The organism is Brevibacillus jepli, assembly GCF_047229145.1.
In the GTDB taxonomy this organism is placed as follows: Bacteria; Bacillota; Bacilli; order Brevibacillales; family Brevibacillaceae; genus Brevibacillus.
On record NZ_JBFEFW010000027.1, the window covers coordinates 60377 to 80987 of the forward strand.

A 20611-nucleotide genomic window follows, 5' to 3' on the forward strand; every position below is an offset into this window, starting at 1 on the left:
CATGGAGCACTATTTGTCCGAACAGTATCTTGAAGGACTGCAAGCTTTTGGACAGCTGATGCCAGAGGCCTTGCGAGCATATAACGAATTCACCAGCCAATGCTTTTCGTCCGGTGAATTGTCATCCAAGCATAAGCATTTACAGGCACTGGCCATCTCCCTTTACTCTGGAAATGAGCACTGCATTGTCTATCATTTGGAAGCAGCTCTCAACGACGGAGTTTCCCAAAAAGAAATTGCTGAAACAGTAGCGGTAGCCGGAGCATTTGGCGGCGGAACGACCCTTTCCCATGGAGTCATATTAATCAATGAAGTGATGAAGGAAAAACAGGAAACGATTCAATAAGAAGATGACCGAAAATAAATGTACCTCTGCGGTTATAAGAACTTACAAAAGCACAACAATCGCCGAGATCTCCCTCGTTCGGTTGTTGTGCTTTTTGTCTCCTTACTTATTTTGGATGAAGCGCTCTTGCCATCGCGTCGATATAGCTTTGGCTGACGCGCTGACTCTTCCTTGCAGCGTCTCTGCTTCCCACTTGGCTATTTCCTCTCGCACCCGAGGCGCTACCGCTGTTCCTAATAGCTCGATGGATCTCATTACCTGATCATGTGGCATAGTGGATATTGGCACATACATCATAAAGCGCGTCATGCCTACATTTTTGCGAAGGTGAATGATCTTTTGGGCCACTGTCTCTGGATCACCCACATACATTGCACCTTCAAAGCTTCGCGCAGCATCAAAGCTAGCACGGTTATAATGCGCCCAGCCCCGCTCCCTTCCGATTTTATTCATACCTGCTTGCGTAGAAGGAAAGAATGTATCAGCCGCCAGCTCCGTATCTTCTGCAACAAATCCGAGTGAATGTGACCCAACCGTAAGCCGCGATACGTCATGACCTGCGTGCGCCGCCACTTTCTTGTAGAGCTGCACGAGGGGTGCAAACTGCCTCGGACTTCCACCGATGATCGCCAGCATCAGTGGCAATCCTAGCAGACCTGCCCGGACAACAGACTCTTGATTGCCTCCGCTGCCAATCCATATGGGTAACGGATTCTGAACGGGCCGTGGATACACACCCAAATGGTTAATGGCTGGACGATGCCCGCCCCTCCAGGTTACTGTTTCGGACGCCTGTATTTTCAGGAGCAGTTCCAGATGTTCATCAAACAGCTCATCGTAGTCATTCAAGTCATAGCCGAATAGGGGAAACGACTCGATAAAGGAACCCCGTCCAGCCATAATCTCTGCACGGCCATTTGAAATGCCATCGAGTGTAGCAAAATCCTGAAAAACACGCACGGGATCAGCTGAAGAGAGAACTGTCACTGCACTGGTCAGCCGAATCCTTTTTGTTAGTGGCGCAGCCGCAGACAGCACCATTGCTGGAGAAGAAGCTGCATAATCCTTGCGATGATGTTCACCTATGCCAAATACATCCAGTCCTACCTGATCGGCAAGGACGATTTCCTCGACAACTTCACGCAATCGCTGTGCGTGGCTCATTACTTCACCTGACTGAACATCCGGCGTCGTTTCCACAAACGAAGTAATCCCTATCTCCACAGACCATCTCTCCTTTTTCAAAACTTGTATGAGTCAATCGCTCTGAAAGAAAAATAGTTCAATATCATATATCTCCACTTCAAACTATATGCACAGTTCTTTTCAAGCTAGTTATTAAGTAACTCTATTTTCTTGTGGCAGCCGTAACGCTTCTGGTCATCGCCCAGTACAGCAGAGCCAACGCACTGACAGAGGCCCCGAGCAAGCATACTCCCTCCCAGCCATAATGTGCATATGTATAGGTCGAGGTAATCGAGCCGGTAGCAGAGCCGATCGAATAGAAAACCATGTATCCGGCTGTGAGCCGACTACGCGCCTCTGCACCCAACGTGAAGATCATACTTTGATTCGTAACATGCACGGCCTGTACGGCCAAATCAAGTAACACAATGCCAATGGCCAACGCAAATAGCGACTGTTCTGTATAACTGATGAGCAGCCAGGATAGTAACAATAGGCTCAAAGAAACGCCCGTCGTTCTCTGTCCGTAACCTTGATCGGCAAGCTTCCCTGCCCTTGCTGCAGCTAATGCTCCTGCAACTCCTGCCAGACCAAACGCCCCGATTGCCGTATGCGACAGAGATAATGGCGGCGCACTAAGCGGCAGTACTAATGGCGTCCACAAAATGCTAAAGGCAGCAAAAATCAGCATAGCCAGAACAGAACGAATGCGTAATAACCGTTCTTGTGCGAACAACAAAAGCACCGACTTAATCAACTGGGGATAGGATAGTGGTTTTACCTCTCGCTCCATACTTGGCAGCACCCTGAATAACACGCAAACCACTAGAAGCATGAACGCAGCAGAGGCTAGATATACGGAACGCCAACCCGCAAGGTCAGTTAATATTCCTGCAATGGTTCGTGCTAGAAGTATGCCAATGACGATTCCACTTGTTACTACTCCAACAACCCGCCCTCGCTCAGCAGGGTCAGCCATTGTCGCCGCGAATGCAACGATCGTCTGTGTCACAACGGCAAGCAATCCCACCACAGCTATACCTGCGAATAGTATCGTGCTGGTGGAGGCAGTCCCAACGATAACCAGAGCTACCACAGATACAAACATCTGACCAAGAATCAATCGGCGTTGGTTCAGTAAATCGCCAAGCGGCACTAGCAGCAACAGTCCTAATGCATAGAAGATTTGCGTAATGGTAATGAGAATCCCAATGACGGAATGGTCAATACCGAACTCACTCGACAAATGATCAAGTAGTGGTTGTGCGTAGTAGATATTCGCAACGGACATCCCGCAAGCAACCGCAAACAAAAGTGTTACATAGCGAGGCATGGGAGAGCCTTGCGCCGTTACCTTTTCTATAACCTCCTTCATCTGTCTTCACCTTACCTCCATTCATTTTACGTATCGAGCAAATTCCATACCGATCGGTACGTTATTATGCCCAGTAAATATATCCCACTGGTTATTTTTCTGTCAATAACATTCTTTTTCGTCCAGAATAAACCGCTATGAATTTGACAAAACATAGGAATCACAATAAAATATAAAATACCGTTCAGTACAAATGAAAGGAATTTCTATATGGCAAGAACACGCGAATTTGACGAAGAAAAAGTACTAGATGCAGCTATGCAGCTCTTTTGGGAAAAGGGGTATGAGGCTACCTCCTTAAGTGATTTAACTTCCAGAATGGGTATCCAACGGCCAAGTATATACTCAACCTTTGGTGACAAAAAAGAATTGTTCGAAGCCGCTCTACGCAAATACACGATGTCTCGTGCTGCCGAGGCACGGACCAAGCTTCAAAGCAATCCATCTGTGAAAGAGGCATTTCGCCATTTTTTTGCAGAGGTAGTCGATGCGGAATATACGGAAAGTCTCAGTCGTGGATGCTTTTGCATCAATACCATGGTCGAACTTGCCCCTCATGATGAAAAATTTGAGATTCTGACAAGGGAACACCAAATGTACCTCTCTGTCATCTTTCAAGAAACGATCGAACGAGGTATACAATCAGGTGAGCTGGATTCGAGTACAGACGCGAAGGCTATTGCACAGGCGCTTATCGTATCGTTAATTGGACTGACTGTATTCATAAAATCTCGTCCAAATCGGTCATTTGTCGATAACTCAATAGAAGTCATGCTTACGTTACTTAAGTAACGATCCGGATCAGCTTGGACGAAAAAAAGACCAACGTCTTGTTGGTCTTCTTAATACCTATCGCTAGAACTATTGTTTACGCTCCAATTTAAAGCGCAGCACCAATGACTGCAGCTCTTCGGAGATGCTGGCAAGATGTGTAGCCGAAGACGCAACTTCCTCCATCGAAGCGTTCTGTTCTTCGCTGGCAGCAGCGACTTGGTCAACCTCTTGTGCAGTCGCTTGGCTCATGGCACTCGATTCACCAAACGCTGCAATCATCGAAGTATTCGACTGCATCAACCGTTCGCTGACGCGGGCCACTTGACCGAGATGCGCGTCAATGCGGTTAATTGCCTCATACATCTCTGTAAAACGCTGCTCAACCGATTTAGTCAGATCGCTTCCGGCTGTAGCAGATTCCACGCCTTCCTCCGTACGTCTAACCATATGAAGGACACGTCCCTGAACCTGCCCGATTAAAGTGTCGATCTTCTCGGCAGCAGAGCCTGTCTGATCTGCAAGCTTGCGTACCTCATCGGCAACGACGGCGAATCCGCGACCTTCCTGGCCGGCACGCGCAGCTTCAACGGCGGCATTCAGCGCAAGCAAATTCGTTTGGGAGGCAATATCCTGGATGAAATTCGTCACCCCACTAATTTCTTTCGCAACTCGGTTTAACTCCTCCATCTCATCTTTCGAGCGATTAGAATGCTCGACGATCATATCTACTTGTTGTCTCGCCGCTCCAAGAGACTCCTCGCCGTTATTAGCCAGAACAGTGATAAACTGCGACATTTCGGTGCTCTCACGCAGGATGCGGATGGCATCATCCAGCTCCTGCTGGGCTTGCGTCGCCGATTGCTTCACGCTGTCTATGCTCTGGTTCATATCAGATGACATGGTCGCTATTTCTTGCATGGAGGCAGCGACTTGTTCAATCGTTTGCACGTTTTGCTCCGAATTCGCAGACAAATGCTGCGAGGAAGCAGATATTTGCTCGGAATGATCGGTAATTTGACGCAGTACATCGGACAACGATTGCGACATCACATTGAAGTTGGTTTGCAGCTGCCCGATCTCATCCGTTCTTCCGCTCTCGATGGATCGGACCGTCAAATCTCCCTCAGCAATCGCGTCGGTCAGTTGCTTCAATTGCAGGACAGGTCGCACCGTCCGCTTCATGAATATCCACACAAACAATGCAATCAAGGCAAGCAGAAGTACGATGAACATGAACGAAATCCGCAAAAGCGGCCCTGTTTTTTGCTGAATTTCACTCCAATCGATCACGGAAACGACGTTCAATCCGAGTGAGTTTTGCTTGTTGAAGTGGTAGTATTCTCGTAGCTCTTCATCATCCATTTCGAAAGAGCCCTGCGCTTGATCACGCATCACTTGGAAGCGCTCATCTTCAAGCGGCTTGCCTTGTTGGAATCGCGGATGCGACAGTGTCACGTTGTTCTGGTCGAACAAACTGACATATCCCTTTTCTCCGATCTTGTACGTCTTCACCAGCTCGTTTAAGTGATCGATGGAGACGTCGAGGCCCGCTACCCCTGCACCGTCAGGGAGCGTCTTGGCAAACGTAATTACGTAGCCTCCGCTGATCGCGTCGACGTAAGGTGGCGTCACAATGATCTGCCCTTTATGCTGAATCGCTTCCTTGTACCAATCGCGCGTAGTCGGATCAATTTCCTTTTTCGCAGAGTTGTAGTATCGATTGTCGTAGTACATAAATGCAGCCAAAACATTATCGATGTCCTTCTCGATATTGCGTATACGCTCGTAGATATAATCCTCCGCTTTTTGTCCTGGTGGAACTTGAACGTCGGCAAAGCTATCCATGGTAACGGAATAATCACTGTACGAATTATTGAGAACGTTGGTAATCATCGTCGTTACCGATTCGACTTGGGACAATAATTCGCGCTCCAGCTGGTTGCGTGCCAATTGTGTCAAGGAAAGACTCAGTAGAAGGGAGGGAACAACGATTAGCAAGACTAGAAAAAACAGCATCTGCTTGGATAACGATGCTTTATAGCTGGTAAACATTTTTTTGATCATCTGTGATGACTCCTCTCTTAGGAAGTAAGATAACTAGCTGCTGTGAGAGCAACAGAATAAACCGTTTTTTGCAGCTCAAATACCGCCTCACAGGTCGTCTGAAGGCGTGCTGATAGACGGCCGAGCCATAACTGTGCTGGCCAACTCCTAGTTCATGCCAAGTATATTTTCCCTATTACTACCCCTTTGAAACTTCAATGTAAAATTTGGAAAACCGCTTACCGATACAGTTAATAACCAGAAATCAGTAATCCATAGTCTGGATTGGTTGTAAGTTTTGGCTAACGACTCGATTCATGAAAGGAGGTAACAATCATTCATGTTGTCTGTTACACCTAGATATGCAATTGGCTCCCAAGCCCCATATAATCGTGCAGGAACTTACACCCAGACGAAAGCAAACGAGCAAGAACGTAACAAAAAGCAGGATCATGTGACGATTAGCCAGCAAGGCCTACAGCTAAGCCATGGCAAAAACACTCCGAACAAGATGCTGCAAAGCCTGATGGAACAAAAGCAAGCGATGCTGGAGAGACGAAACAACTATTATACGGATGCACTCGAAAAGCAAACCGATCCGAAAGTGATGAAGGAACGACTGGATGAGATGGACAAGCAGATCGAGGAACTCGATACGCAAATGAAACAGATCCAGTTGGAAGAACAACGCAAGGCAAGGGGCACGGATGAAGAGAGCAAGGAAAAGAATGCTTCTGATTCCGCGAAGCAGCAAGATGAGCTTCCACAATCCTCCCCTACCCTCCAGGCTGTTCTAACGGCAAGCAACGAGCTCAAGAAGGTAAACAGTGTAAAACGTGCACAAATCACCTTGGAAATAGAATCGAAAGCGTGGGAGCCCGCATCGAAGGACGGGGATTTTACGAGGTCCAGAGAACTGAAGCGGAAAGCAGAAGGCTTGGATGGCAAACTGCTGAAGATGGCGGGCGAGATAGACCAAAAGATTGAGGATGCTAAAGAAGCTGAACAGGCAGACCGTTCCCCTGACGAAAAGCAACTCGATGAGCAAAACAGAAACCCTTATCTGCAGCAACGAATGGAAAACAAGTACGTTTCTGGAGCAACCATCGATTGGATTGCCTAAGCTGTAAGCAAGAAGCCTCCGGCGGCTACACAGTAGCAGCCCTGGGGGTTTTTTCGGTTTGTTTTCAGAGGAAAATACCGGGAAATCCAGTCAAACGAGGGTCAATGTGGACGTTAAACAGTTGTTTGAAACTATGTAGTTGTTCACGATATAGTTTCATCCGCTCTCGTCACAGCTGCATTTTTCGTCATATAATAAATTATTGATATTTCAGCAACTCCCTACCTAACAAACATACGGAGCTGGTTAACCATATGAATATTCTAGTAACAGGAGCAACAGGTTTTCTCGGAAAAAAACTATCTCTCGACCTATTAAACCAAGGCCATACCCTTTACTTACTCGCTCGAAATGAAAAAAAGGCTAGCGATATGTTGCATAGCTTTGAAGAAAGTCACCGGACACGGGTACATTTTGTACTGGGCGATGTTTCGAAAAAAGACTTGGGCGTCGCAGAACATGATCTTGGACAGCTCACCCAGAAAATAGACGCGGTCTACCATATTGCCGCCTACCTATCCTTCGATCCCGCTCAAAAAGCGCAGACGTACGAGGTAAATGTAGACGGAACAAAACATACATTACAATTCGCGGAAGCCATTGGCGCACGCCGCTTTATTTATGTGAGTACGGCTTATACCATTGGAACAGAAACAGAAGGACAAGAAGCACTGTACAGCCCGGAACGCTCCTTCGTGAACAACTACGAAGAGACAAAATGCTTGGCTGAGCATCTTGTTTTCACCTACAGTGACAAAATGGAGACCATCATTGTCAGACCGTCGATCATTATCGGTGATTCCAAAACAGGTGAAGCCGATACCAATTTTGGCTTGTATGGATTATTAAAAGGTCTTCGCGTACTGAAAAGAAGAGCGTCCCGAACAGAAGGCTGGGATAATCAAAAGTACCGTATCTTGGTGGATGTCGACGTGAATTCGAACCTCGTCCCGGTTGACTATGTCTCTTCTGTCTTGCTCGCTGCACTTACTCATGGCGAACATAAGGAAATCTATCACGCTACCAACCCTGTTCCACCTACACAGCAGCTGGTGGTCGAATGCATCAAAGAAGTCTTGGATTTTCCGAATTTAGTACCGGTTCCATTTGAAACAGATGAGCTGCTATCAGAAGAAGAGAAAGCCTTTAATGCCTCCATGAGCTTGTTCCATTCGTATTGGAAGCGGAGCATCTCTTTCCCGAACGACAACACCAAGAAACTGCTGCAAAAAGTGGGTCAAAGTGAACTGCAGATGGACAAAGCTATGCTGATTGCGATTATGCGTGGATTTCAAAAGCAGGTCGTGCTTACGTAGGACGTAGGACACTGCCTCGTCAACTCCCAAAACGCCGCAAAAACAGGACTCATCGGTTATGGAGTCCTGTTTTTTCATTTCATTTAGAGTCTCTGCTCACAAACTCACCAATCGACTTGTGGTAGCCGCGTTGTCTTGTTCGGATACCCTCTTTCTTCATAGTGCTCGTACTCCTGCATACTGATCACACCGCCATTATTGGTTCAGCGAATCAAGCGAAGTACGAACATGATTGGCAAACGAATAGTTATTTCTAGCATCCCAGTTGATAGACCAGGTCATAATTCCTTGGAACTGCGGATAACCAGCTGGATTTTGGAGTTTGTACGTTCCTCCAAAAGACGTGCCTTTTACCAAGTATTGAAGTGCTTTCTGGATATCTGCTGGAGACGTATAGCCTCCCCCGGCAGCACTTGGAGCAGAAGGCAACCCGATAGCGACTTGGTTCTCCCTTAAGGCTGGAAACATGTTGTTAGGATTACGACTGATAGGGAATCCTTTCAATAGCATTTCTGCCATCGCTACTTGGAAATCCGCCGTTCCTTGTTGATACGTACGACCATCTAATGCTTCTAGCGCTCCGGAATTATAGTGTTGGACGTGGATATAATTCATTCGATCGCGAAGGGCATGGATCACAGGTAGATAAGCACCCCACGGCCCACCATAAGAGGCGTAACCTCCTTGGACATAAGCCGTTTCTGGCGCCATCGTCAAAATGAAAGAGGGGCCAAATGTATTCGTGATCGTCTGAGTGGCTGAGATTAAGTTTATAATTTTAGGCGTTGTCGGATTTCTAAAATCAGTGTCCCCCGCATTTAGCGACAGGGAGCTTCCTTCCAGATCAATATCCATACCATCAAAACCATACGTTTGAATGATCGAGGTCATCGAGGTAATAAAGTTTTGTTTGGCAGCTTCCGTCGTCAGCTCGACTGTACCATTCGCTCCGCCAATCGAGATGAGGACCTTCTTCCCCTTTGCTTTTAACAAAGCGATATCCGACTTAAATTCCTCAACGGATGCATTGAACGGCACGAATCCCATTGTCGCATGATCGCCACCGACTGGTTCTGCGAACGCAACATTGATGACATCGTATTTATCTGAGACATCTCTTAGCTTGAGTACCGTAGAACCATTGTCAAAATTATGCCAGTAGCCGATCAAAACTCGTTTGGACACCGGTTCATTTGGAGATTTAGATAAAGTGGTTACCGTTATCGAGGCGCTGGGTGGGGATACATTGCCTGCGGCATCTTTTGCCTGTATCGTGAATGAATATGTCGTATTTGCTAGAAGCCCAGTCACGTTATAGGATGTTGTACTCGATGTACCAGCGAGTGTATCTCCGTTGTAGACGAGATACTCCTGAACAGCTATGTTATCCGTAGAAGCTGACCAAGATAAGCTGACCGAACTACTTGATATCCCTGCTTCACTAAGATTTGTGGGAGACGTAGGTGGAATGGTATCGGGAGCAGAGGGACCTTGCAGTTGCCACAGTGTCGGTACGTTTGGCGGTTCCCATCCGACAAGCGATGTATGAGCAAATGTACATTTGTAATCTTGCCCTTGATACGTAACCATGTCTCCTAAGTTGTATACGGTGTTGGGAGTCCACGGTGTCATGGCCTGAGAAGACTGTGGGAATATAGAAAAAATTAAGATTAGCGATAGTACTACCAAGACTCCTGTTTTTCTCATCACATACATCAAACAAAGCCTCCTTCATTTTTACTTGTACAAAAAAAGTGTCCCTTACATCTTTACTTAACCCCCCCTCATACAGATCGGCTAACATAAACATATCCAATTATTTGTAAAAAATGTATTTTTATGAATAAAGTACACATAAGAAAACCTCTATCGAGGCTTTTTCGAAGAGGTATGACCGCGTTTTTACGGGAAAATTTCTTATGCTCGTTAAAAGCCTGTCTCCCAATCTTTTCCCTCTATTTTCACACGGATAGGGAAAAGATCTACTACCTTACCCAAAACTTTGAGGCTGATGAGTCATCCTCATCAGCCTCTGATATTTGACTAAACGATCAATTCCGTTAGAGCTTGGTGATACTATTCGTCTATCCAGAAAGGAACTCTAACGTCTGCTACTATTGCTTTCGTTCCATAAAGATCATTCTCTAAAAAACTGGGAAGTGAGTTATCATAAAGGATTACATCAGATCCATACAAGAGGGAAATTTAAATAATAGATTAAGGGGTCATCACTTTTTTCCATACGACCCACTTGATTAGAATGTCTACTTACTCTCCCGAGTGAATATTCTAATTTCGTAAAAACTGAAACAAACCTCGACCCTCACAATTATATGAGCGGAGAGGTTTGTTTTAACTCTATTACTATCAATTTATTCTGATACAATGACTTCATCCTATAAGAAAGGTTGGTGTGGCAGTAATGAAGAATGAAAGTCAACCTTACACTGATTTTAGAGAAATGTACCGCGATATCGATTTCGCAGCAGAAGCTTACTACAACGAGTTTTTCCATGCCTACAAGACGGATGGGCGATTCCCCGAAGTTTATTCGCTCGAGCAAACGCAAAGAGCTTCTAGTGCCGTCCAACTTCTTCAACTCTTGAAATGGGAATGGAACCCGGTTCGTTTACTGGCATTACTATCTACAGTAGGTGCTGCAATAGGAATCGGACGCCCTATACCTGTTTTTGATTTTTGCTCAATGATTGAAGGTGTGGCGCTAATAGGTTCTCCATATTTAGACTACTATACTAAAAAGAAAGACATTCTTATGGCTACGTTGGAAATGTTTGCAAATGAGGAACCATAGAAGTTAAAAGTACGCTATATCGTTAAACCCCGCCTCGACTCTGATAGAGCTTGTGGTGGGGTTTTAAAGTGGTTTATTGTGGATCATCACGTAATGATACCTCTTAAGCCGCGAATATACTCCTCATAAGTAGATTTGAAGCCTGAATCAATCAGAATGTTTGTTCTTCCGGTATCTCCATCCCCAGAAGAAACAAGAAAACTGTCTCCATAGGAAGCTGGAAACATTTCAATTTTAATACTCTCCATTCTTTCATCCTCCAACTAGCAGTGCATTTTAGTTGACTATATTATTCCATATATTTCTCTTTTATCGTTATACAACTTTCAATTGGTTCCATAATTTTTAATTATTTACTTTCTTCACTTTATTAGTACAAAAAAACATTCTTCTAAAATCGAAACTTCTCCTCTTAACTCGATAACTGAAAAGTCATTAAAATTGGGATCATACACTCAAGAATCCAATATGTTTCACCACCATTATCCTGCTCAAACAATAAAAAGCCCCAGACATGACCATTTTAATTGGTACACTGGGGCTTTCTGTTGTTTTTAAGTTAAGTGAATGGCTTAATTATCTAGTAACCGACATTATTATCAAGTGACACATTTTATTATTTAGTGACAAACATTATTATCACTGAACATTTCACATTACCACTATTTCAATCCTACTCAACCGTCACGCTCTTCGCCAAATTCCGTGGTTTATCCACGTCGAGGCCACGAGCGGCAGAAGCGTAGTAGGCAAGCAATTGCAATGGAATGACGGTCAGAATCGGTGTGAGCATTGGCAGTGTAGCTGGCATGTAAATAACCTCATCCACACTCTTCGCCAGGTCGTGGTTGCCTTCTGTCGCAAAGCCCAGTACATGAGCGCCGCGAGCTTTTACTTCCACGATGTTGCTTACCGTTTTTTCGTAGATGTCTGGTTGTGTAGCCAAAGCTACAACAGGAACATTATCTTCAATCAGCGCAAGAGTACCGTGCTTCAGTTCACCCGCAGGGTACGCCTCGGAGTGAATGTAGGAGATTTCCTTCAGCTTCAGAGAGCCTTCCAGCGATACCGCATAGTCGAGGCTACGGCCGATGAAGAACAGGCTGGTTACCTCTTTCGTGCCCTCAGCAAAACGACGGATCTGCTCATCGTCCTCCAGCATGGAAGCGATTTTTGCAGGGATCTCTTCCAGATGCTCCACGACATTCGCTACCTCAGCTGCTGCCATCGTGCCTTTTACCTGAGCCAAATACAGGCTGAACAGGTACAGGGCTACAACTTGGGAGGTGTACGCTTTTGTGGATGCTACCGCTACTTCTGGACCAGCCCACGTAAAGATCACTTCGTCAGCTTCACGAGCTACGGAGCTGCCTACCACGTTGGTGATAGCCATTACCTTCACGTTGCTCTTCTTCGCCTCACGCAGCGCTGCCAGCGTGTCTGCTGTCTCACCAGACTGGCTGATGACGATCATCAGCGTTTTGTCTGTGTAGATCGGATCACGGTAACGGAACTCAGAAGCAACAGCTACCTCTACAGGTACACGGGTCCATTTTTCGATAACGTCCTTACCGACGAGACCTGCGTGCATGGAAGTACCGCAAGCCACGATGTAGATTCGATCGTATGTCGCCAGCTCCACATCGCTCATTTTCAACTCAGGCAAAATCACTCGCTTATTGTCCTGGTCAATGCGTGCACCCATGGTATCGCGAACAGCTTGAGGCTGCTCGTGAATTTCCTTGAGCATGAAGGAATCGTATCCGCCTTTTTCCGCTTGCACCAGATCCCACTCGACATGGAACAGTTCCCGCTCGATTTTCTCTCCGGTCTCTGCGTTCATCAGTTCCACACCATCGCGAGTCAACACAGCCATTTCGCCTTCGTTCAAAATGTACACGTCACGTGTATGCTCCAAAATAGCCGGGATATCCGAACCGATAAAGCTCTCGCCTTGACCCACACCGACTACCAGCGGGCTAGCCAAACGAATCGCTACCAGCTTATCTGGCTCATGCTCAGTCATGATACCCAATGCATAGGCACCACGCATGCGTTGAACCGCACGACGTGCTGTAGAAACGATATCGCCATCATACATGTCAGCGAGCAAGTGAGCGATAACCTCGGTATCTGTCTCAGAGGTGAACGTGTAGCCTTTTGCCAACAGCTCTTCTTTCAATGGCAGGAAGTTTTCGATAATCCCGTTGTGAACGACTGCAAAAGCCGATTTCTCGTCTGTGTGTGGGTGGGAGTTCTCGTCAGACGGTTTTCCGTGCGTTGCCCAACGTGTATGCCCGATTCCCATAGAACCAGTCAATGGCTTCGACTCCAGACGATCCTCCAGTACAGCCAGACGTCCTTGTGCTTTCGTGAACTCCAATCCGTTGTTGTTCACGACAGCAACCCCTGCTGAATCATAGCCGCGGTACTCCAGCTTGCGAAGTCCTCCAACGACGATATCTTGCGCTTGTTTATCTCCAATATATCCAACGATTCCGCACATAAGTGTACAGTCCCCTTCCAAATTGGCGAGGGACACAACCCGAAGTAATGGTACGGGGGTATGTCCCCCGCCATTCCATGTTTTTTATATGATCATTCTGTTTCATCTATTTCGGCAATGGCAAAGAACGTATCACACGCAAGGTTTTGTCCATCAGATCACCCTGATGTTTTGTCCCTGCGCTCTGCGGCAGTGATACTTGCTGCCGGGAGGTACCCGCCGATTCCTCGATAAACCTCCACCTCGTCCACTGGGCTCCATGTCGGGCAGCCACAGTGCTGGCGCTTCACAACAAATTGTTTGGATGTAAATCACTTTCTTTTCCGAGCAATCCCTCCCATTTTTTCTTTCTGGGTGCTGACGCACATGAACACTGTACCACAGATCAAGCAAGGCGACAATATCTCGTCGTCTTTTACTTGTATGCAAAAGGGAGTGGCGTCGAAACCACTCCCTGCATAATTTTTACACCAATTCTTGCTTGACCACGTCGACGATCCGATTCACGAGCCCTTCTAACTGAGCCGCATCTGGACCTTCTGCCATGACACGCACGATTGGTTCTGTACCAGACGGACGAACCAGGACGCGACCATTGCCAGCCAGGTCTTCTTCTACTTCACGAATGGCCTTCATAATGGTCTCATTGCCGTTCAGCTTTGACTTGTCCTCTACGCGGACATTGATCAGAAGCTGCGGATACTTGACCATCACTTGTTTGAGCTCGGACAACGGCTTGCCAGACTCCTTCATGATGTTCAAGAGCTGCAGACCCGTTAGCAGACCGTCTCCAGTCGTATTGTAATCCAGGAAGACGATATGGCCGGACTGTTCACCACCGAGGTTGTAACCGCCGCGCAGCATCTCTTCCACTACATAGCGATCCCCTACTGCCGTCTTCGTCGTATTGATGGAGCACTCCTCCATCCCCTTGAAGAAGCCCATGTTCGCCATTACCGTCGTTACAACTGTATTGTTGTTGAGCTTTCCTTTTGCCTTAAGTGCACGCGCACAGATTGCCATAATATAGTCGCCGTCGATGATTTCACCATTCTCATCGACTGCAATGCAGCGATCCGCGTCCCCGTCAAAGGAAAGACCCAAGTCAGCCTTATGCTTCAGTACTTCCTCTACGACACGCTCAGGGTGTGTAGAGCCGCACTGGTCATTGATGTTGATCCCATTCGGGTTCGCACCAATTGTAATCACTTCAGCGTCCACATCTGCAAACAGACGAGCTGCCAATGATGAGACCGCTCCATTTGCACAGTCCAGCACTACCTTGAGGCCGTCAAAACGCTCAGATACGGTGCTCTTCAAGTGAGAGAGGTACTTTTGTCCACCCTCCAGGAATTCCAGAACCGTACCAATTTGTTCGCCTGTTGGTCGAGGCATGGTATCCTCTGCTGCGTCCAAATACTGCTCCACTTCTGCTTCGACTTCGTCGGACAGTTTAAAACCGTTGCTGCCGAAGAACTTGATTCCGTTATCCGGAAACGGATTGTGGGAGGCGGAGATCATAACGCCCGCATCCGCACCTAGTGCACGTGTGAGATACGCCACACCCGAGGTGGAGATGACACCCAATCTGACAACTTCTGCTCCAACCGATAACAGTCCAGCCAAAAGTGCGTTTTCCAGCATTTGTCCGGAAATGCGCGTATCGCGCCCAATCACTACTTTTGGTTTCCCTTCCTGCTTGTGTCTGGTGAGAACGTAACCGCCAACGCGTCCGATTTTAAATGCCAGCTCGGGTGTCAGTTGTGTATTTGCTACACCACGTACACCGTCTGTTCCGAAATACTTCCCCATGATTGTCCCTCATTTCCTTCCTTGTGCACACAACAGCTTATGTCTACCTTTGCTTGTTCGTGATTTGAATGGTAACCTTTTTCGGTGCGCTCGCAGAAGTCTTGATATAATCCGACTGATTGAAGATGTAATTCAATGGTACCTCGTATACACCAGCCGGCATATTGCTGACATCTGCTACGACCTGCAAGTCTTCACGTCGGAGCTGATTCAGTACCTCTGGAGCACCGATCGCATCGAAGTCGATTGTAGACATCTCTTGGCCATCGGTCGATAGTACCTTTGCTTCCATGCTTTCTGATAGACCGCTAATTCGGATTGGAATCTTATCCAAACGCTTGGTGGTCGATGGAACGACTTTTAACGATACCATCAAATACTCCGGCTCCACCTTTACGATATTATCCATTAACGGTATCTTTAACTCTATATCTCGATCTGATGTAATGTTGCTGAGATCGATTTCCGGGCCTAGGTATGTGCCTGATTTGATCGCATCAACAACTTCCTTCGGTCCATAGACCGTGACCTCTTCTACATTCATACCCATACTAGCCAAACTATAGCCACTCGGTAAATCATTCGTCAAGTTTAATTTGATTGGCACCTTGGCAAACGGGCTCGTAACAGGAATATTTACTTCTACCGTAAGTGGTACGACATCCGCACCTTGAATCACGTTGCCTGACTTGTCCACAACTTTGAGTGGGACCGTGGTTTTGATAGCGGATGTAGCTCCTTCCAGATCGACGGAAGCCTTCACTGCAGCCACTTTATCCACCTGGCTTTCAGGTACCCTAACAAGAGCTCTAAATGGCTTCACAATAGGTTCTCCAGCCGTGTAGCCAGGAGCCACCTGACCCAATTTTTCCACAGAAACTTCACGCTCAACGGTCTTTTTCTCTTCCAAGGTAATTTCCACGATATTCGGGATAATCCCTACTTTGACTTCATCCGGGAAGCCTTTGTGTTGGACAGGAACACGGTGAGTTCCTTTACCCAGATTCGTCGCATCGACATATACTTCTCCCTCTGGGAAGAAATTGTGACGATAAAAAGGATTATTGCTTTCCAAGGCGACCTTCACCGTTCGTTGCTGCTTGACCACCTGATAACGATCGGTATCGTATCGCACATGCAAATTCACACTATCGATGAAAGTTGGCTGACTTGCCTCAGGAGCAGCCGTTTGCTCTTTATCCAGGTTGACGGTCAACCACATCATGACAGCCAAAAGCAACGCGACTGCTCTTGCAAACCAGTGACTGTTTAACCATTTATCCATGTTTTCGCCTCCATTGCCAACGACTTCCCATGGATTTGCCTTTGGACAGAGGCTGAAGCTGTTCTGTCAGCATCTCTGCCAGTTGCGCCTCCGTCAGATTGCGATTCATAGCTCCATGCGCAGCAAAGGACACTTGACCAGTCTCTTCTGATACGATAATCGCGATACCATCTGACACTTCACTCAACCCGATTGCAGCGCGATGTCGTGTCCCCAGCTCCTTGGAGATGGAGCTGTTCTCAGACAGCGGAAGATAGCAGGCAGCAGCCATAATCATGTCTTTTCGCATAATGACTGCACCGTCGTGCAACGGCGTATTCGGGATGAAAATGTTAATCAACAGCTCTGAACTGACTCGTCCATTTATGGCGATACCGGTTTCCACGTAGTCATTTAGACCTGTTTCTCGCTCAATGACGATCAATGCACCAATACGACGTTTGGCCATGTACGTAACCGATTTGCCCACCTCTTGAACCAATCGACTAACCATATCCTCATCCTGAATGCTGCTGGAACGGGAAAAAAGCTTGCCTCGACCGAGCTGCTCCAGTGCTCGACGCAACTCCGGCTGGAAGATGATGACGATCGCCAAGACCCCGAACGTAAAGGCTTGCGACATCAACCAGTGCAGCGTGGTCAGCTGGAAGTATTTACTGAGGAGCCAGGTGATGACAATGACCATAATCCCCTTCAGCAATTGTACAGCGCGCGTCCCGCGAATGAGCATAATGATTTTATATATCACGTATGTAACGAGTAAAATATCCGTTGCATACCGTAGCAAATCCCCATAATCCATGGATATCGATATCATAACGAAGCCCCCATATCTCGCTCCATCTAATGAAGTCAGTCTATCTCCTGCGGAAAAAGCACGGCTCCACTGCCGTGCTCTGATAGCTGTACTCTCTATTTTCTCTTATGGCAAGATCGGAAGCAAGTCATTTCCAATATTTTTCACCTCATACCAAATCCAATCCACGATCGCCTCGATTGATTCGGTATTTCCCACGACTTGGGCGGTAGATGCCACGAATACTTTTCCTTCAATAGCCACAACATTCCCTGTTACATGGCCTTGAACATCTACGTTTCCGTTACGTACGACCAAGTCTCCATCAATATTGGTTCCCGCTGGTACCACTACGACATTGCGTTCACGATCTATTTTTAATTTATCCAAATTGGCAGAGGATACCTGTAGCGTGTCATCCCGATCAAACCAACTGTTGAATACGCTGCCGGTCATCAAAAAGAGAAATACCGCTGCAGCTGTCAAAAACGGATGATTACGAAGCCATCCAGACAACAGATTCGCTTTCGTCGGCGCAGGCAATTGCGCAAGTACACGAGCTGTAAAATCAGGAGAGACATGAATATGTGAAGCGCTTTGTACAAAAGCGATGGCTCTCTGCAACTCGTGCATATGCTGGCGACAGCCGACACATGACTTTATATGTGCTTGCAATTGCAGATTGGCTAATTCATCAGTGTCCCCATCTAAATATTCATGAATGAGGCAAATCATATCCCGGCATTCCATCGTGATTTTCTCCTTTCTCACATCAATCGCAACTTGCTGCGTAATGCTTCCCTTCCTCTGTGAATTCTCGTCTTGATTGTCGTTATGGGAAGTTTTACGATATCGCTGATTTCCTGCAACGACAAATCCTCGATATAACGCAAGATCATAATCGAGCGATATTTGGGCTGTAAATGAGACAACGCATCTTGAACCGTCTCCTGCAGCTCCTGCGTTACGACTTTGTCCTCCGGTGTTCGCTCGTTAGAAGACAGGCGTGAATACCAGTCCAGGCCTTGCCCTGGTTCGGTTTCTTCATCCAATGAAAAGTCAGGTCGTTTCTTTCGGCCACGGTCGATACATAGATTGGTCGCGATCCTGTAGATCCACGTGGAGAACTTATAGCTGTCATCGTATGAATGCAGATTGGCATAGACACGCAAAAATGTTTCTTGCGCGATATCCTCTGCATCCTGACGGTTTCCCACCATACGATATGCGAGCTGAAATATCTTGTCTTTATAAATCTCGATTAACTCCGCAAAAGCTTCACGGTCTCCGCGTTTTGCCCGCTGAGTCAACCGTTTCTCTACAAAATCCATGCGATCCTCCCCACAATACCGTAATCCTATATACGGATGATACTGCATATGGTTTCATTTTAAATTGCGTGTTTGTGCAGGTAATTTGTTGGGAAATAGAGGAATAAGCGTATGTCTTTCCTCTATATATAAGTAATGATAGCTCTTTATCTCACGGGTGGAAAGGAGAGTGCGACATTTGGCAAAAAAAGACGTTCTCCTCGAGATTGAAATGCTGCGAAAAGAACTCAACGAGCAGTATAAGAAACAAGCATGCATTACTCCCGAATTAGTTACGTTAAGTGTACAACTGGACCAGCTATTAAATAAACTACGTCTCCATCCTTAGAATGTACAGCTTTCCCCCATCAATGTAAAGATGCGGTAAAACAAAAAAAGAGGGCCAAAAGCCGCTCTTTTTTCATGAACTTCTTCTATCTACTTATAGCAATTTATCACCGAAAACGGAGCTCATTAAAGCAACTGCTACACGAGCCGTCATGTTTTCACGGTCAAGAATCGGATTGACCTCCACGAATTCTGCTGAACAAAGAATATCTGCATCAGCCAGCATTTCCAATGAGACATGCCCTTCCCGATAGGAGATACCGCCTATTACTGGTGTCCCAACCCCTGGAGCATCATGTGGGTCAAGTCCATCCAAATCGAGGCTCAAATGCACGCCATCTGTGTTTTTGGACACGTGAGCGATTGCTTCATCCATGACTCGAGCCATACCAAGCTTGTCAATTTCATGCATGGTGAACACTTTCATCCCTATGCGTTTAATCAATTCACGCTCACCTTGATCCAAATCACGCGCACCGATGATAACCACGTTTTCCGGCTTCAGCTTTGGTGTATATCCCCCAATGTTCGTCAGACGCTCATGTCCATACCCGAGGCTCGCTGCCAAAGGCATCCCGTGAATATTCCCCGATGGAGAGGTAGCACCCGTATTCAAATCACCATGAGCATCGAACCAAATCACACCCAGGTTTTTTACATGCTTCGCCACGCCTGCAATAGTTCCAAGGGCAATGCTGTGATCGCCACCCAGTACGAGCGGGAATCGACCGGCAGTCATGATATCGCTTACAACATTGGCCAACTTTTCATTCGCTTCCACCACTTCATCCAAGTATTTATGGTTTTCTGTCTCGGTGAAGTGATGAGGACGAGTTACAAAGATATCTCCTCGATCTTCAATATCGAAACCCATCTTTTCCAAGCGAGCAACAACACCTGCATAACGGATAGCGCTAGGTCCCATATCGACTCCGCGGCGGTCTGCACCAAGATCCATCGGTACCCCAACAATGCTCATGTTTTTGTTCATAGAAGTGCCACCCTTTCCTTCGCTCATTCATACTCTACTCCTATATTGTAGCCCCGGAAAGCAAAATGACTCAACTCGACAGGATTTTGCATAAATAACCTGTCGGACAAGCTAGTGTCATCAACACAAAAAAACGAGCAACCATTTCGGTTCCTCGTTTCTAATAAGCATATGGAGCGGGTGATGGGAATCGAACCCACGCGACCAGCTTGGAAGGCTGGAGTTCTACCATTGAACTACACCCGCATATAAAGTGGTCGGGAAGACAGGATTCGAACCTGCGACCCCTTGGTCCCAAGCCAAGTACTCTACCAAGCTGAGCTACTTCCCGATTTTTTGAATTTTTCCGGCTGTTGTGGGGTCCCCGAAAGTACTCGGAATACGCTACAACGCCCTTCATCACTTTATTGTGTTTAAAAGCGTGCCCTGAGAGATTCGAACTCCCGACCTTTTGATTCGTAGTCAAACGCTCTATCCAGCTGAGCTAAGGGCACATATTTTCACTGAAATAAAAAAACTGGTGAGCCATGAAGGACTCGAACCTTCGACCCTCTGATTAAAAGTCAGATGCTCTACCAACTGAGCTAAT

At 46.7% G+C, this 20611-nt stretch carries 18 protein-coding genes and 3 tRNA genes; 6 read left to right on the plus strand and 15 right to left on the minus strand.

Annotated features, from left to right (window positions below; translation table 11 throughout):
• The first annotated feature begins 1 nt into the window (after position 1).
• Positions 2-346, plus strand: coding sequence for a carboxymuconolactone decarboxylase family protein (locus AB1L17_RS24180; RefSeq protein WP_412847629.1), 345 nt, complete (start codon positions 2-4; stop codon positions 344-346).
• A gap of 102 nt (positions 347-448) precedes the next feature.
• Here the strand turns inward: AB1L17_RS24180 and AB1L17_RS24185 are convergent, their stop codons facing one another.
• Together AB1L17_RS24185 and AB1L17_RS24190 are read right to left on the minus strand one after the other, a co-directional pair.
• Positions 449-1570, minus strand: coding sequence for an LLM class flavin-dependent oxidoreductase (locus AB1L17_RS24185; RefSeq protein WP_412847628.1), 1122 nt, complete (start codon positions 1568-1570; stop codon positions 449-451).
• 124 nt (positions 1571-1694) lie between these two features.
• Positions 1695-2906 carry an MFS transporter gene (locus AB1L17_RS24190; protein WP_412847627.1) on the minus strand — a complete coding sequence of 404 codons (1212 nt, stop codon included), beginning with the start codon at positions 2904-2906 and terminating at the stop codon, positions 1695-1697.
• A gap of 210 nt (positions 2907-3116) precedes the next feature.
• Here AB1L17_RS24190 and AB1L17_RS24195 point away from each other — a divergent pair, with 210 nt between their 5' ends.
• The gene (locus AB1L17_RS24195; RefSeq protein ID WP_412847626.1) at positions 3117-3698 is read left to right on the plus strand and encodes a TetR/AcrR family transcriptional regulator; all 582 of its coding nucleotides are present in this window, start codon (positions 3117-3119) and stop codon (positions 3696-3698) included.
• A gap of 69 nt (positions 3699-3767) precedes the next feature.
• Here AB1L17_RS24195 and AB1L17_RS24200 read toward each other — a convergent pair whose 3' ends face one another.
• Positions 3768-5744, minus strand: a complete 1977-nt coding sequence (locus AB1L17_RS24200; protein WP_412847625.1) for a methyl-accepting chemotaxis protein — start codon at positions 5742-5744, stop codon at positions 3768-3770.
• A 319-nt stretch (positions 5745-6063) separates the two neighbouring features.
• On the opposite strand from AB1L17_RS24200, the gene AB1L17_RS24205 reads away from it, so the two are divergent.
• Both AB1L17_RS24205 and AB1L17_RS24210 read left to right on the plus strand, forming a co-directional pair.
• Positions 6064-6846, plus strand: a complete 783-nt coding sequence (locus tag AB1L17_RS24205) for a hypothetical protein (protein ID WP_412847624.1) — start codon at positions 6064-6066, stop codon at positions 6844-6846.
• 254 nt (positions 6847-7100) lie between these two features.
• Positions 7101-8162, plus strand: coding sequence for an SDR family oxidoreductase (locus tag AB1L17_RS24210; protein ID WP_412847623.1), 1062 nt, complete (start codon positions 7101-7103; stop codon positions 8160-8162).
• A gap of 195 nt (positions 8163-8357) precedes the next feature.
• Here the strand turns inward: AB1L17_RS24210 and AB1L17_RS24215 are convergent, their stop codons facing one another.
• Positions 8358-9878 (minus strand): chitinase, encoded by a 1521-nt coding sequence (locus tag AB1L17_RS24215; protein WP_412847622.1) that lies wholly within the window; start codon positions 9876-9878, stop codon positions 8358-8360.
• Between the two features lie 706 nt (positions 9879-10584).
• Between AB1L17_RS24215 and AB1L17_RS24220 the strand changes: the two genes are divergently transcribed.
• Entirely contained in the window at positions 10585-10974 is a 390-nt protein-coding gene (locus tag AB1L17_RS24220) for a hypothetical protein (protein ID WP_412847621.1), read from the plus strand.
• An 86-nt stretch (positions 10975-11060) separates the two neighbouring features.
• Here AB1L17_RS24220 and AB1L17_RS24225 read toward each other — a convergent pair whose 3' ends face one another.
• From AB1L17_RS24225 to sigW, 7 genes are all read right to left on the minus strand, one after another.
• Positions 11061-11222, minus strand: coding sequence for a hypothetical protein (locus tag AB1L17_RS24225; RefSeq protein ID WP_412847620.1), 162 nt, complete (start codon positions 11220-11222; stop codon positions 11061-11063).
• Positions 11223-11647: 425 nt separating this feature from the next.
• Positions 11648-13480: a glutamine--fructose-6-phosphate transaminase (isomerizing) gene (gene glmS, locus AB1L17_RS24230; RefSeq protein WP_412847619.1), complete on the minus strand. Its 1833-nt coding sequence runs from the start codon at positions 13478-13480 to the stop codon at positions 11648-11650.
• Positions 13481-13945: 465 nt separating this feature from the next.
• On the minus strand, positions 13946-15292 hold the full coding sequence (gene glmM / locus AB1L17_RS24235; protein ID WP_412847618.1) for a phosphoglucosamine mutase: 1347 nt from the start codon (positions 15290-15292) through the stop codon (positions 13946-13948).
• A gap of 43 nt (positions 15293-15335) precedes the next feature.
• Positions 15336-16577, minus strand: a complete 1242-nt coding sequence (locus tag AB1L17_RS24240; RefSeq protein WP_412847617.1) for a CdaR family protein — start codon at positions 16575-16577, stop codon at positions 15336-15338.
• On the minus strand, positions 16570-17394 hold the full coding sequence (cdaA, locus tag AB1L17_RS24245) for a diadenylate cyclase CdaA (RefSeq protein ID WP_412847616.1): 825 nt from the start codon (positions 17392-17394) through the stop codon (positions 16570-16572). Before cdaA ends, AB1L17_RS24240 begins: the two co-directional genes overlap by 8 nt.
• Before the next feature lie 105 nt (positions 17395-17499).
• Positions 17500-18123, minus strand: a complete 624-nt coding sequence (locus tag AB1L17_RS24250) for a zf-HC2 domain-containing protein (protein ID WP_412847615.1) — start codon at positions 18121-18123, stop codon at positions 17500-17502.
• A gap of 17 nt (positions 18124-18140) precedes the next feature.
• The gene (gene sigW / locus AB1L17_RS24255) at positions 18141-18704 is read right to left on the minus strand and encodes an RNA polymerase sigma factor SigW (protein WP_016742677.1); all 564 of its coding nucleotides are present in this window, start codon (positions 18702-18704) and stop codon (positions 18141-18143) included.
• Positions 18705-18873: 169 nt separating this feature from the next.
• Between sigW and AB1L17_RS24260 the strand changes: the two genes are divergently transcribed.
• Complete coding sequence (locus AB1L17_RS24260) at positions 18874-19032, plus strand: Spo0E family sporulation regulatory protein-aspartic acid phosphatase (RefSeq protein ID WP_412847614.1); 159 nt, start codon at positions 18874-18876, stop codon at positions 19030-19032.
• Between the two features lie 93 nt (positions 19033-19125).
• Here the strand turns inward: AB1L17_RS24260 and rocF are convergent, their stop codons facing one another.
• From rocF to AB1L17_RS24280, 4 genes are all read right to left on the minus strand, one after another.
• Complete coding sequence (gene rocF / locus AB1L17_RS24265; RefSeq protein ID WP_412847688.1) at positions 19126-20022, minus strand: arginase; 897 nt, start codon at positions 20020-20022, stop codon at positions 19126-19128.
• Between the two features lie 172 nt (positions 20023-20194).
• Positions 20195-20268, minus strand: a tRNA-Gly gene (locus tag AB1L17_RS24270).
• Between the two features lie 8 nt (positions 20269-20276).
• Positions 20277-20353, minus strand: a tRNA-Pro gene (locus tag AB1L17_RS24275).
• A gap of 89 nt (positions 20354-20442) precedes the next feature.
• Positions 20443-20516 (minus strand) — tRNA-Arg (locus AB1L17_RS24280).
• Positions 20517-20611: the final 95 nt, after the last annotated feature.